We start from the raw sequence: 14,191 nt of genomic DNA on the forward strand, positions 1-14,191 counted from the left end.
GCTGAGCATGTCCTCCGAAAAAGTCGTCGAAGCCCTCCGTGCCTCGCTCCGGGAGAACGAACGGCTGCGCAAGCACAACCAGCAGTTGCAGGAGGCGATGACCGAGCCGGTCGCCATCGTCGCCATGGCCTGCCGCTGGCCGGGCGGAGCCGACACCCCCGAGGACTTCTGGCGACTCCTGGCCGACGGCACGGACGCCATGACGGACTTCCCGGCCGACCGCGGCTGGGACCTCGACGCACTGTTCCAGCAGGACGGCACCGGCGGAGGCAGCGCCGCCACCCAGGGCGGCTTCGTCCACGCGGCCGACCGCTTCGACGCCGACTTCTTCGGCATCTCGCCCCGCGAGGCCCTGGCCATGGACCCGCAGCAGCGGCTGCTGCTGGAGGTCGCCTGGGAGACCGTGGAACGCGCGGGCATCGCCCCCGCTGCCCTGCGCGGCAGCAGCACAGGGGTCTTCGTCGGGTGCAGCAACCAGGAGTACGGCTCGGGGCTGCGCGAGATTCCCGAGGGCGTCGAGGGCCACATCCTCACCGGAAACACCGGCAGCGTTGTCTCCGGCCGTGTCGCCTACACCCTGGGTCTGGAAGGCCCGGCGGTCACGGTCGACACAGCCTGCTCCTCGTCGCTGGTCGCGCTGCACCTGGCCGCACACGCCCTGCGGGCCGGTGAGTGCTCGCTGGCGCTGGCGGGCGGTGTCGCCGTGATGTCGACCCCGGGTGCCTTCGTCGAGTTCAGCCGCCAGGGCGGTATGGCCACCGACGGCCGCTGCAAGCCGTTCGCGGATGCCGCGGACGGTACCGGGTGGGGCGAGGGGGCCGGCCTGCTCCTGCTGGAACGGCTGTCGGACGCCCGCCGCAACGGTCACCGGGTGCTCGCCGTCATCCGGGGCAGCGCGGTCAACCAGGACGGTGCGTCGAACGGTCTGACCGCGCCCAACGGTCCCTCGCAGCAGCGGGTGATCCGCGCGGCGCTGGCGAGCGCGGGCCTGTCCTCCGCGGACGTGGACGCGGTGGAGGCGCATGGCACGGGCACGACGTTGGGCGACCCGATCGAGGCCCAGGCGCTGCTTGCCACGTACGGGCGCGACCGTGAACGGCCTTTGTGGCTGGGCTCCGTGAAGTCCAACATCGGGCACACACAGGCCGCGGCCGGTGTCGCCGGCGTCATGAAGATGGTGCTGGCCATGCGGCACGGTCTGCTGCCGCGCACCCTCCACGTGGACGCGCCGTCCACCCACGTCGACTGGTCGGCGGGCGAGGTGAGCCTGCTGAACGAACCGCAGGACTGGCCACGTGCCGACGACCGCCCGCGCCGGGCGGGTGTGTCGTCCTTCGGCATCTCCGGCACCAACGCGCACGTGATCCTCGAGGAGCCCGAGGCGGTCGAGGAGGCTCCCGAGGCCACGGAGCCGGGTGCCGGCGGGTTTGCGCTGTGGCCGGTGTCGGCGCGCGGGGAGGGTGCCCTTCAGGCCCAGGCCTCGAGGCTGCTGGAGATCGTGGACGGTTCGGCCGGTTCTCCCGCCGATGTGGGGTTGTCGTTGGCGGTGACGCGGTCGCCGTTCGAGGACCGCGCCGTCGTCGTGGGTTCCGGTTTCGAAGAACTGCGGTCGGGGCTCAAGGCGTTGGCGTCCGGCGAGGCGCACGCACGAGTCGTACGCGGAACGGCGGCGCGGGGGCGCACGGCGTTCCTGTTCGCCGGTCAGGGCTCCCAACGACTGGGCATGGGCCGGGAGCTGTACGAGACGTACCCCGTGTTCGCCGAGGCCTTCGACGCCGTGGACGCGGAGCTGCCGTTCGGTCTGCGGGACGTGGTGTTCGGTGCGGACGCGGACCGGCTGAATCGTACGGAGTACGCGCAGCCTGCTCTCTTCGCTCTGGAGGTGGCGCTGTTCCGGCTGCTGGAGTCGTGGGGTGTGCGCCCGGATGTCCTTGCAGGGCATTCGATCGGCGAGATGGCCGCGGCACATGTGGCGGGTGTGTGGTCCCTGGCGGACGCCTGCCGCCTGGTGGTCGCGCGGGGACGGCTGATGCAGGCGCTGCCCGAAGGCGGTGCGATGGTCGCACTCCAGGTCACCGAGGAGGAGCTGCTGCCCCTGCTCGACGACCGGGTGGGCATCGCCGCGGTCAACGGCCCGCAGTCCGTGGTCATCGCCGGAGCCTGCGAGGCCGTTGACGAGGTCGCCGCGCACTTCCGTGCCCAGGATCGCAAGACCACGGCCCTGCGGGTGAGCCATGCCTTCCACTCCCCGTTGATGGAGCCGATGCTGGCCGAATTCCGGTCGGTCGCCGAGGAGTTGTCGTACGAGCTGCCGCAACTTCCCCTTGTCTCCACGGTGACCGGCGAGGCGGCAAGCGTGGACGAGCTGACGTCGCCGGAGTACTGGGTGCAGCACGTGCGCCGCACCGTCCGCTTCGCCGACGCCGTCCGCACCCTCGCGGACCACAACGTCACCCGCTACCTCGAACTCGGACCCGACGGCACGCTCTCCGCCCTCGCCCAGGCGGCCCTGCCCTCCAAGGAGGAGGACCCGGAGCCGGCCGAGGTGCGGCACGTGGTGGTGCCCGCCCTGCGCAAGGAGGGGCCGGAGGCGGGCAGTCTGCTCGGGGCCGTCGGCGCGCTCCACGCGCACGGGCACAGCCCGGACTGGTCCGCACTGTTCCCCGGCGCACGGAACGTCGAACTGCCCACCTATGCTTTCCAGCGGGCCCGGTACTGGCTGGCCGACGCCGCGTCCGACGCGGAGGACGGCCAGTCGGCGGAGGCCGTCGACTCGGCGTTCTGGTCGGCCGTCCACAGGGGTGACGTCCGCGACCTGGCCGAGCGGCTGGCGCTCGACCCCGACGTCCTGGCACCCGTGCTGCCCGCCCTGACGGCCTGGCACCACAACAGCAGGCAGCGGGCCACCGCCGAGTCCTGGCAGCACCGGGAGCTCTGGACACCGCTGCAGTCCCCGACGGGCTCCCCGGCGGGGCTCTGGCTCGTGCCCTACTGCGGGGACGACCCGCACGCCGCCGAGACGGCCATGGCCGTGGTGGAGGCGTTCTCCGCCGCCGGGGCGGAAGCGAGCCCCCTCCCCGTGGCCGCCGACACGGACCGCGTTCGGTTCGCCGCCGCCCTGACCGACGCCGCCGCACACCGCGGCGGCACGGTCCAGCTGCTGTCGCTGCTCGCCCTGACCGAGACACCCCACCCGGACCACGCCGACGTCCCCTTGGGTCTGCACCTCAACACGCTGCTGGTGCAGGTGCTGGCCGAGTCCGGCACCCAGGCACGGCTGTGGGCGGCCACACAGTCGGCGGTGTCCGTCGGCGCCGCCGACCGGCTGACCCGGCCACTGCAGGCCACCACCTGGGGCCTGGGCCGCACCGTGGCCGTCGAACACTCCGACCTGTGGGCCGGCCTCGTCGATCTGCCGCAGCGGCCGGACCGGCGCGCGCTGGCCCGGCTCACGGCGCTCGTCGCGCAGCCCGGCGACGACAACGAGCTGGCGGTACGGGACTCCGCCGTCTTCGCCCGCCGACTGACCCGCATCACCCGCGGCGACGACGACCGTTCCGGACCGCGGCTCACCGGAACGACGTTGATCACCGGCGGCACCGGAGTCATCGGCGCCCATGTCGCCCGCCGACTCGCCAGAGAAGGCGCCGAGCACCTGCTGCTCGTCAGCCGGCGCGGACCCGAGGCACCCGGTGCCGACGAACTGCGCCGCGAACTCGAGGAGACGGGCACCCGGATCACCTTCGCCGCCTGCGACCCCGCCGACCGGACCGCGCTGGACGCCCTGCTCGCCACCGTGCCCGCCGACCGGCCGCTGACCACGGTGCTGCACGCCGCGGGCACCCTCGACGACGCGCCCCTGACCGCGATGGACCCCGAGCGCTACGCCACCGTCCTGCGCGCCAAGCTCAGGGCGGCCATCAACCTGGACGAGGCCACCCGGCAGCTGGACACACCCCTCACGGCATTCGTGCTGTTCTCGTCGATCGCCGGCGCGCTCGGCTCGGCGGGCCAGGCCGGATACGCGGCCGGCAACGCCTTCCTCGACGCCCTCGCCCGGCAGCGGCGCGCCGCCGGACTGGCGGCCACCTCCATCGCCTGGGGGCCCTGGGCGGGCGGCGGCATGGCCGACGACCCCGCCGTACTGACCCGGCTGCGGCGCGGCGGCCTGACCCCGATGGAGGTCGAACCGGCGCTCACCGCCCTGGACAGCCTGCTCGCCCACGACGATGCCTGGGCGCTGGTCGCCGACGTCGACTGGGCCAGAATCGCCGCCGGGCGGCTCGGTCTGCCGGGCGGCGCGCTGCTGAGCCGTATCCCAGAGGCCGCCCGCGGCCTGGCGGAGGCCGGCGACCAATCGGCAGGGCGGGGTGGCCGGCTGCGCGCCGAACTCGCCCCGCTGGGCGCGACCGAGCGCCGTCAGGCACTGCTCAAGCTGGTGCGGCACAGCGCCGCCACCGCGCTCGGCCATCCGACACCGGAGAGCATCCAGCCGACGCGGGCCTTCCAGGACTGCGGCTTCGACTCGCTCACCGCCGTGGAACTGCGCAACCTGCTGGCCACCAGCACCGGCCTCACGCTGCCGACGACCCTGGTCTTCGACCACCCGACGCCCCTCGCCCTCGCCGACCACCTGCTGCACGAACTCGACGACGGCACCCTGCCGGCCGGCCACCTGACCAACACCGCGGACCCGGTCCCGGCGGGCGGCAGCGGCGCCGGCAACGACGAACCGATCGCCATCGTCGCGATGGCCTGCCGGCTTCCGGGCCGGATCACCTCGCCCGAGGAGCTGTGGGATCTCCTGGCCGATGGCGGCGACGCCATCGCCTCTTTCCCGACCGACCGCGGCTGGGACCTCGACGCGCTGTACGACCCCGACTCGCTGCGGCCCGGCACCAGTTATGTCAACGAGGGCGGCTTCCTGTCCGACGCCGACGCCTTCGACGCCGCGTTCTTCGGCATCTCGCCGCGCGAGGCGGTCGCCATCGACCCGCAGCAGCGACTGCTGCTGGAGGTCTCCTGGGAGACCGTCGAGCGGGCCGGTCTCGATCCGCGCTCCCTGCGGGGCAGCCGCACCGGCCTGTTCGTCGGCTGCGGACACCAGGGCTACGGCGCCACGCTCACCGAGGTCCCGGACGACGTACGCGGCCATCTGCTCACCGGCAGCGCGGCGAGCCTGGCATCCGGCCGGGTGTCGTACGCGCTCGGACTGGAGGGCCCCGCGGTCACACTCGACACGGCGTGTTCGTCGTCGTTGGTTGCGTTGCATCTGGCGGTCCAGGCACTCCGTAGTGGTGAGTGTGATCTGGCGTTGGCCGGTGGTGTGACGGTGATGTCGACGCCGGGTGTGTTTGTGGAGTTCTCGCGGCAGCGGGGGCTTGCGGTGGATGGGCGGTGCAAGGCGTTCTCGGATGACGCGGATGGTACGGGGTGGTCCGAGGGTGTGGGCATGCTGCTGGTGGAGCGGCTGTCGGATGCCCGGCGTAACGGTCATCGGGTGCTGGCGGTGGTGCGGGGCAGTGCGGTCAATCAGGACGGTGCGTCGAATGGTCTGACGGCGCCGAACGGTCCTTCGCAGCAGCGGGTGATCCGTGCGGCGCTGGCTGGTGCGGGGTTGTCGCCGGCGGATGTGGACGCGGTCGAGGCGCACGGCACGGGCACGACGCTGGGTGATCCGATCGAGGCGCAGGCGTTGCTGGCCACGTACGGGCAGAACCGTGAACACCCGCTGTGGCTGGGTTCGGTGAAGTCGAACATCGGGCACACCCAGGCCGCCGCCGGTGTGGCGGGTGTGATCAAGATGGTGCTGGCGATGCGGCATGGGGTGCTGCCGCGCACCCTGCATGCGGACGAGCCGTCGTCGCACGTCGACTGGTCGGCGGGCGACGTACGGCTGCTGACGCAGGCGCGGGAGTGGCCGGGGCAGGAGGACCGGCCGCGCCGCGCCGCCGTCTCCGCCTTCGGGCTCAGCGGTACCAATGCCCACGTCGTACTGGAGGAGGCACTCCCCGCCGACGCTCCGGAACCCCCGGCCGCTCCGCAGCCGCCGGCGGCCATGGTGCCCTGGCTGGTCTCCGGCCGCAGCGACGAGGCACTGCGCGCCCAGGCCGCCCGGCTGGCCGGGCACATCGAGGCCCACCCCGAGCTGAGCCCGGCCGTGGTCGGACACGCGCTCGCCGCCTCCCGGTCCGCCTTTGAGCACCGCGCTGCCGTCGTCGGCGAGGACCGCGACGATCTCCTCGCCGCGCTCAAGGCAGTCGGCCGCGGCGAACCCACGCCCGCCGCGGCCGTGGGCACGGCCGACTCCGAAGGGGGCCTCGCCTTCCTCTTCGCGGGACAGGGCTCCCAGCGGCTCGGCATGGGCCGCGAACTCTACGAGACCTTCGAGGTGTTCGCGGAGGCGTTCGACGGCGTCTGCGCCCACCTGGACAACGAACTCGGCCACTCGCTGCGGGAGATCGTGTTCGGTGACGACGAAGTCGCCCTGAACCGGACCGAGTTCACCCAGCCGGCCCTGTTCGCCTTCGAGGTGTCGTTGTTCCGGCTGCTGGAGTCGTGGGGCGTCCGGCCGGACGTGCTCGCCGGGCACTCCATCGGTGAACTGGCGGCGGCCTACGTCGCGGGCGTGTGGTCCCTGGAGGACGCCTGCCGGCTGGTCGCCGCTCGCGGCCGGCTGATGCAGGCGCTGCCCGAGGGCGGTGCCATGGTCGCGGTGCAGGCGTCCGAGGAGGAGGTGCTGCCGCTGCTGGCCGGGTGGGAGGCCGAGGTCGGGATCGCCGCGGTCAACGGGCCGCAGTCCGTCGTGGTCTCCGGCACCGAGGACGGCGTCTCACGGATCGCCGGGCACTTCGGGGCCGCCGGACGCCGGACCACCAGGCTGCGGGTCAGCCACGCCTTCCACTCGCCGCTGATGGAACCGATGCTGCGGGAATTCCTGCACGTCGCCGAGAGCCTCACCTACCACCGTCCGCAGATCCCCATCGTCTCCGACGTCACCGGTACCCTTGCCGACCCCGGCGAACTGTGCGCGGCCGGCTACTGGACGGCTCACGTCAGGCAGCCCGTGCGCTTCGCCGACGATGTGCGCCGCCTGAGGGAGCATGGCGTCACCCGTTACCTCGAACTGGGCGCCGACGGCACCCTCACGGCGCTCGCCCGTACCTGCCTCGCCGGCGACCCGGCCGCCGGACCCGGCCCGCTGCTCGTCCCCCTGCTGCGCAAGGACCGCCCCGAGCTCACCGGCGTGTACGGCGCGCTCGCCCAACTGCACGTCAACGGCGTCGATGTCGACTGGATGCAGGCGTTCGGCGCCGTCCCCACCACACCGGCGGCGGACCTGCCGACCTATGCCTTCCAGCACAAACGCTACTGGCTCGATCACGGCACCGCGGCCGCCGTCAGGGTCGGCGAATCCGCCAGGACCGCGGCCGACACCGCCGACGACCGTTTCTGGGAGGCCGTCGAATGCGAGGACCTCGACGCGCTGACGCAGACCCTGGGCCTGGCGGCCGAGCAGATCGGCGCGGTCGTACCGGCGCTGGCCTCATGGCGTAAGCGGCAGCAGCAACAGACCGCCGTCGACGCCCTGTACTACCAGGTGGTGTGGAAGCCCGCCGCGACCGAACCTGCCGTCACCGCCCCGGACTTCACCGACCGCCGCTGGCTGCTGGTCCTTCCCGGCGACCCGGACGGCGACGACCCGACGGTCGCCACCCTGACCGCGGCCCTCGGCGGCCCGGACCGCGTCGCCACCGTCGAGGTCCCCGGCAGCGCCCGTACGAACCGTGCCGTACTCGCCGACCGGCTGCGCGAGGCGACGCAGGGGAACCCCGTCGAAGGCGTGCTCGCCCTCGCCGGACTCGCCGGAGCCGACGACGACGGCCTGCCGCTCGGCCCCGCCGCGGTGGCCGCGGTCATCCAGGCGCTCGGGGATGCGGGTGTGGGGGGCCGGTTGTGGGTGTTGACGCGGGGTGGTGTGTCGGTGGGCCGTTCGGACGGTCCTGTCGATCCGGTGCAGGGTGCGGTGTGGGGTCTGGGCCGGGTGGCGGCGCTGGAGTACCCGGACCGCTGGGGTGGTCTGATCGATCTGCCCGAGGTGCTGGACCGCCGCGCCACCACCCGCCTCCTGGGCGTACTCCTCGGCGGCGGTACGGAGGACCAGGTGGCCGTCCGGCCGTCCGGCGTTCTCGGCCGCCGGCTGGAACGCATCCCCACCGCCGAGGAGGGGACCGACTGGCGTCCGCGGGGGACGGTGCTGGTCACGGGTGGTACGGGTGCGTTGGGTGCTCGTGTGGCGCGGTGGGCGGCGGCGGAGGGTGCTCGGCATCTGGTGTTGGTCAGCCGTCGGGGCCCGGAAGCTCCGGGTGCCGCGGAACTGCGGGACGAGCTCCTGGGTCTGGGTGTGCACGTGACGGTGGTCGCGTGTGATGTGGCGGATGGCGACGCGCTGGCGGAGTTGCTGGCGGCGCATCCGGTGGATGCGGTGGTGCACACGGCGGGTGTGCTGGACGACGGTGTGATCGACGCGCTGACTCCGGAGCGGTTCGCGACGGTGTTGCGGACGAAGGCACTGGGCGCGCTGCACCTGGACGAACTCACCCGCGACCGCGACCTGGACGCCTTCGTCCTCTTCTCGTCGGTCTCCGGCATCCTCGGCACCTCTGGTCAGGGCAACTACGCGGCGGCCAACGCTTTCCTCGACGCGCTCGCCGACCGGCGCCGCGCGGCCGGGCTGCCGGCCACGTCGATCGGGTGGGGGCCGTGGGCCGACGGCGGCATGGCCGACGAGGAGGTCGTGGCCTGGCGCATGCACCGCGGTGGCGTGCTGCCACTGCAACCCGCTCTCGGCGTACTCGCCCTGCGCCGCGCCATCGGCGCACCCCGGCCGGCCGTCATGGTCGCGGACATCCACTGGGGCGAATTCGCACCGCCCTTCACCATGACGCGCCCGAGCCCGCTGATCGAGTCGCTGCCCGAGGCACGCGCGGCCGTCGAGGGCGCCGGAGCCGCCTCCGAGCGGTTCGGCCGTGGCGACGGCTCCGGCCTGCGCGGCCAGCTCACCGGGCTCACCCCCGCGGAACAGGAACGCGTCCTCCTCGAAGTCGTCCGCCTGTGCGCCGCCGGCGTGCTCGGCTACTCGGGCGCCTCCGCCGTTCCCGCCGAGCGTGCCTTCCGCGATCTGGGTGTCGACTCCCTCACCGCGGTCGAGTTGCGCGGCACCCTCGCGATGGCGACCGGCGTGGCACTCGCCGCGACGGTGGTGTTCGACTATCCGACGCCGGTGTCGTTGGCGCGGTATCTGCGGGAGCAGTTGCTCGGTGATGTGTCCGAGGCGGTGCCCGCGGTGGTGGGTCCGGTGAGTGCGGGTGTCGTGGACGATCCGGTGGTGATCGTCGGGATGGCCTGCCGGTTCCCGGGTGGTGTGCGGGATCCGGAGGGGTTGTGGCGGCTGCTGTCCGAGGGCGGGGACGCGGTGGGTGCCTTCCCGGCGGACCGCGGCTGGAACCTCAACACCCTGTACGACCCGGACTCCGGGCGGCGGGGCACCAGTTACGTGGACGTCGGCGCCTTCCTTGATGGTGTGGATCGTTTCGATGCGGGTTTCTTCGGGATGAGTCCGCGGGAGGCGTTGGCGACGGATCCGCAGCAGCGGTTGTTGCTGGAGACGTCGTGGGAGGCGTTGGAGCGGGCGGGTATGGCGCCGGCTTCGCTGCGGGGCAGCCGGACGGGTGTCTTCGCGGGGACGAACGGTCAGGATTACACGGGTCTGTTGCTGGCCTCGGGTGAGGACTTCGAGGGGCATGTGGGCACGGGCAACGCGGCGTCGGTGTTGTCGGGCCGGGTGTCGTATGTGCTGGGTCTTGAGGGGCCTGCGGTGACGGTGGACACGGCGTGTTCGTCGTCGTTGGTTGCGTTGCATCTGGCGGTGCAGGCGTTGCGCAGTGGTGAGTGTGATCTGGCGTTGGCCGGTGGTGTGACGGTGATGTCGACGCCGGGTGCGTTTGTGGAGTTCTCGCGGCAGCGGGGGCTTGCGGCGGATGGCCGGTGCAAGGCGTTCTCCGACGATGCCGACGGCACCGGGTGGGGTGAGGGTGTCGGTGTGCTGGTCGTGGAGCGGCTGTCGGATGCCCGCCGTAACGGTCATCGGGTGCTGGCGGTGGTGCGGGGGAGCGCGGTCAACCAGGACGGTGCGTCGAATGGTCTGACGGCGCCGAACGGTCCGTCGCAGCAGCGGGTGATCCGGGCGGCGCTGGCCGGTGCGGGGCTCAAGCCCTCCGACGTGGACGCGGTCGAGGCACACGGCACGGGTACCGCGTTGGGTGATCCGATCGAGGCGCAGGCGCTGCTGGCCACGTACGGCCAGGACCGTGAACAACCCCTGTGGCTGGGTTCGGTGAAGTCGAACATCGGGCACACCCAGGCCGCCGCCGGTGTCGCCGGTGTCATCAAGATGGTGCTGGCCATGCGACACGGGGTACTGCCGCGCACCCTGCATGTGGACGAGCCGTCGTCACGCGTGGACTGGTCGGCCGGTTCCGTGGAGGTGCTGACCGAGAATCGCGTCTGGCCCGAGGCGGGGCGCGTGCGCCGGGCGGGTGTGTCGGCGTTCGGTGTCTCCGGCACCAACGCGCACGTCATCCTGGAGCAGCCCGTCTCCGAGGGGGCTCCGGCTTCTCCCGGGGCCGATCCGCTGTCGTCCCTCGTCCCGTGGGTGGTGTCGGCGCGCAGCCGTGACGCGTTGCGGGCGCAGGCCGGACGGCTGGCGGAGTACGTGAGCGGCGACGCGACGCCGGGCGCCGCGGAGGTCGCTGGATCCCTGGTGCGGTCGCGGTCGGTGTTCGAGCACCGTGCGGTGGTGTGGGGTGCGGACCGTGAGGAATTGCTGCGCGGACTCGAGGCCGTGGCGGCGGGTGAACCGGCCGCCGCCGGTGCGGTGACCGGCGAGGTGGGCGAAGGGGGGCGTACGGCCTTCCTGTTCGCGGGTCAGGGCTCACAACATCTTGGTATGGGCCGGGAGTTGTACGAGGAGTACCCGGTCTTCGCGGACGCGTTCGATGCCGTGTGCGCGCATCTGGACCTGGAGCTGGAACTACCGCTGCGGGAGGTCGTGTTCGGCCAGGACGCGGAACGCCTGAACCGGACCGAGTACGCGCAGCCCGCCCTCTTCGCCCTCGAAGTGGCCCTGTTCCGGCTGCTGGAGTCCTGGAGCGTCGGCCCGGACGTGCTGGCCGGTCACTCCATCGGTGAGCTGGCCGCCGCCCATGTCGCCGGGGTGTGGTCCCTGGCGGACGCCTGCCGTCTGGTGGTGGCGCGGGGCCGGTTGATGCAGGCGCTGCCCGAGGGCGGTGCGATGGTCGCGCTCCAGGCCACCGAGGAGGAGGTGCTGCCCCTGCTCGACGACCAGCGGGTGGGCATCGCGGCGGTCAACGGGCCGCAGTCGGTGGTGATCTCGGGTGCGGCCGGCGCCGTCGAGGAGGTGGCCGCCCACTTCCGCTCCCAGGACCGCAAGGCCACGGCCCTGCGGGTGAGCCATGCCTTCCACTCGCCGCTGATGCGACCGATGCTCGCCGACTTCCGCAAGGTGGCCGAGAGCCTTTCGTACGAGCACCCGCGGCTGCCCATCGTATCGACCGTCACCGGGGAGGCCGCCACCGCCGAGGAGCTGACGTCGCCGGACTACTGGGTGCAGCATGTCCGCGCGACGGTGCGCTTCGCCGACGCCGTACGCGTCCTGGACGGGCAGAACGACGTCCGCCGCTTCGTCGAACTCGGTCCGGAGGGCACGCTCACCGCCCTTGCGCAGTCAGCCCTGGACGGTGGGAGCAGGGTCGACCGTGACCCGCCCGTACTCGTCGCCGCTCTGCGCAAGGACCGGTCCGAGGCGAGGTCGGTCCTGTCCGCGATGGCCGGCGTTTTCGTGTCCGGCGGTGCCGTCGACTGGTCGTCGATGGTCGATGCCGACGTCCCCGGGGCCGTCGAACTGCCCACGTACGCCTTCCAGCACCAGCGGTACTGGCCCACGGCCGCCGGTACACAGGCATCCAGCGGCACGGGTGGCGAGATCGACGCCCGTTTCTGGGAGGCCGTCGAGCGGGAGGACCTGGAGGCCCTGGCCGGGGCGCTGGAGCTGGAGGAGGACGTGGTGGGGGCGGTGTTGCCCGCGCTGACCTCCTGGCGGCGGCAGAGCGTGGAACATGCCGAGGTGGACGGTTACCGGTACCGGGTGCAGTGGGCTCCGATGGCCGGAATCCCGCGCGGAGCCACACTGGCGGGCCGCTGGCTGGCGGTCGTACCGGACGGCCTTGAGGCCGACACCTGGGCCGTCTCGGTACGGGAAGCCCTCACGGCCGCGGGTGCCGAGGTCGAGTGGTGGACGTGCGACCCACGCGCGGACCGCGTACGGCTCGCGGCGCTGCTGGAGGACATGGCACCGGTCGCGGGTGTGGTGTCCTTGCTCGCTCTCTCCGATGACGTGTCCGAGGACGGTGTGCCGGTGGGCGTGTCCGGTTCCGTGGCGTTGGTGCAGGCCCTCGGCGACGCCGGTGTGACGGCTCCGCTGTGGGTGCTGACCCGGGGTGCCGTGTCGGTCGGGCGGTCGGACACGGCCGTCGATCCGGTCCGGAACGCGGTCTGGGGCCTCGGTCGTGTGGCCGCCCTGGAGGCACCCGGCCGATGGGGAGGTCTGATCGACCTCCCGGCCGCCCTGGAGGGCACCACCGGGAACGCGCTGGCGGCTGTTCTGGCCGGTGTGGGGAATGAGGATCAGGTCGCGGTGCGGGCGTCCGGTGTGTTCGGGCGTCGGCTGGTGCGGGTGACCCCGGGCGACAGCGCAGGCGGGGAGAAGGTTTGGCGTCCGCGGGGCACCGTGCTGATCACGGGTGGTACGGGTGCGTTGGGTGCTCGTGTGGCGCGTTGGGCGGCGGCGGAGGGTGCCGGACATCTGGTGCTGGTCAGCCGTCGGGGTCTGCAAGCTCCGGGCGCCACGGAGCTGCGCGACGAACTCGCCGCCTGTGGGGTGCCGGTGAGCGTGGTCGCCTGTGATGTGGCTGATCGTGCCGCGGTGGAGGAACTGCTGGGCCAGTACGCGGTCGACGCCGTCGTGCATGCGGCCGGCGCGGTGGTGAACCTGCCGCTGGACGAGGTGTCGCCGGAGGATCTGACCGCCGTGTGGGCGGGCAAGGTGGCCGGTGCCGTGCATCTGGACGCGGTGCTGGGTGAGCGCCCGCTGGATGCCTTCGTGGTGTTCTCCTCCATCGCCGGTGTGTGGGGCAGTGGCGGCCAGGCCGGTTACGCGGCGGCCAACGCCTTCCTCGACGGGTTGGTTGAGGCGCGCCGCGCGCGGGGGCTGGCCGGGACGTCGGTGGCGTGGGGCCCGTGGGCCGACAGTGGGATGGCGGCCGGTGCGGAGGCAGCCGAGGCGCTGCGCAGGCGTGGCCTGCCCGCCCTGGAGCCGGACCGCGCGGTACGGGCGCTGGGCCGGGTCGTTCCGGGCGGGGATGCGGTGGCGGTCGTCGCGGATGTGGACTGGGCACGGTTCACCCCTGCGTACACGAGCGTCCGTCCCAGCGCCCTGCTCGCCGACCTTCCCGAAGTACGTGCGGCCCTCATCGCCACCCCGGGAACATCCGGGCAACCGGCGGGCGAACAGGAGTCCGGGCTGCGGCAGAAGCTCGGCGGTCAGTCGGCGGACGAACGTCGGCAGGCGCTGCTCGACCTGGTGCGAAGGCGTGCCGCCGAGGTACTGGGCCATGGCGACACCGGGGTCGTAGGGGCCGGCCAGGCCTTCCGGGAGCTCGGCGTCGACTCACTGACCGCCGTCGAGCTGCGCAACCGGCTCGCCGCCGAGACGGGTCTGAAGCTGCCCAGCACCCTGGTCTTCGACTACCCGACGCCACGCCATCTCGCGGCCTTCCTCGACGACGAGCTGTTCGGCGAGGAAGACGCCGACGACGCCGTCGCGGAAACCGCCCTGGTCGCCGAGCTGGACCGGCTGGCCTCCACGATTTCAAGGCTTTCCCCAGATAACAGCGCCAGGACTCTCGCGAAGGCACGACTGCGCAGCATGCTGACCGAGCTGGGTGATCAGAGCGAGGGCGATCCCAAGGCCTCCGTCTCCCAGCAGCTCGAGGCGGCCTCGGACGACGAGATCTTCGACTTCATCAACCGGGAACTCGGCCGGTCCTGAGCG

The 14,191-nt window shown here is 72.6% G+C and carries 1 protein-coding gene; it reads left to right on the forward strand.

Annotated elements, in window-relative coordinates:
* Nucleotides 1–7 precede the first annotated feature (7 nt).
* Entirely contained in the window at nucleotides 8–14,188 is a 14,181-nt protein-coding gene (locus ABT186_RS28155) for a type I polyketide synthase (protein WP_351927417.1), read from the forward strand.
* Nucleotides 14,189–14,191: the final 3 nt, after the last annotated feature.

It is taken from the genome of Streptomyces sp. NPDC001634, assembly GCF_040298185.1.
Lineage (GTDB): Bacteria > Actinomycetota > Actinomycetes > Streptomycetales > Streptomycetaceae > Streptomyces.

Excerpts from the sequence above, each read along its gene's own strand:
- ABT186_RS28155 (WP_351927417.1), top strand. The coding sequence starts at position 8 with ATGTCCTCCGAAAAAGTCGTCGAAGCCCTCCGTGCCTCGCTCCGGGAG.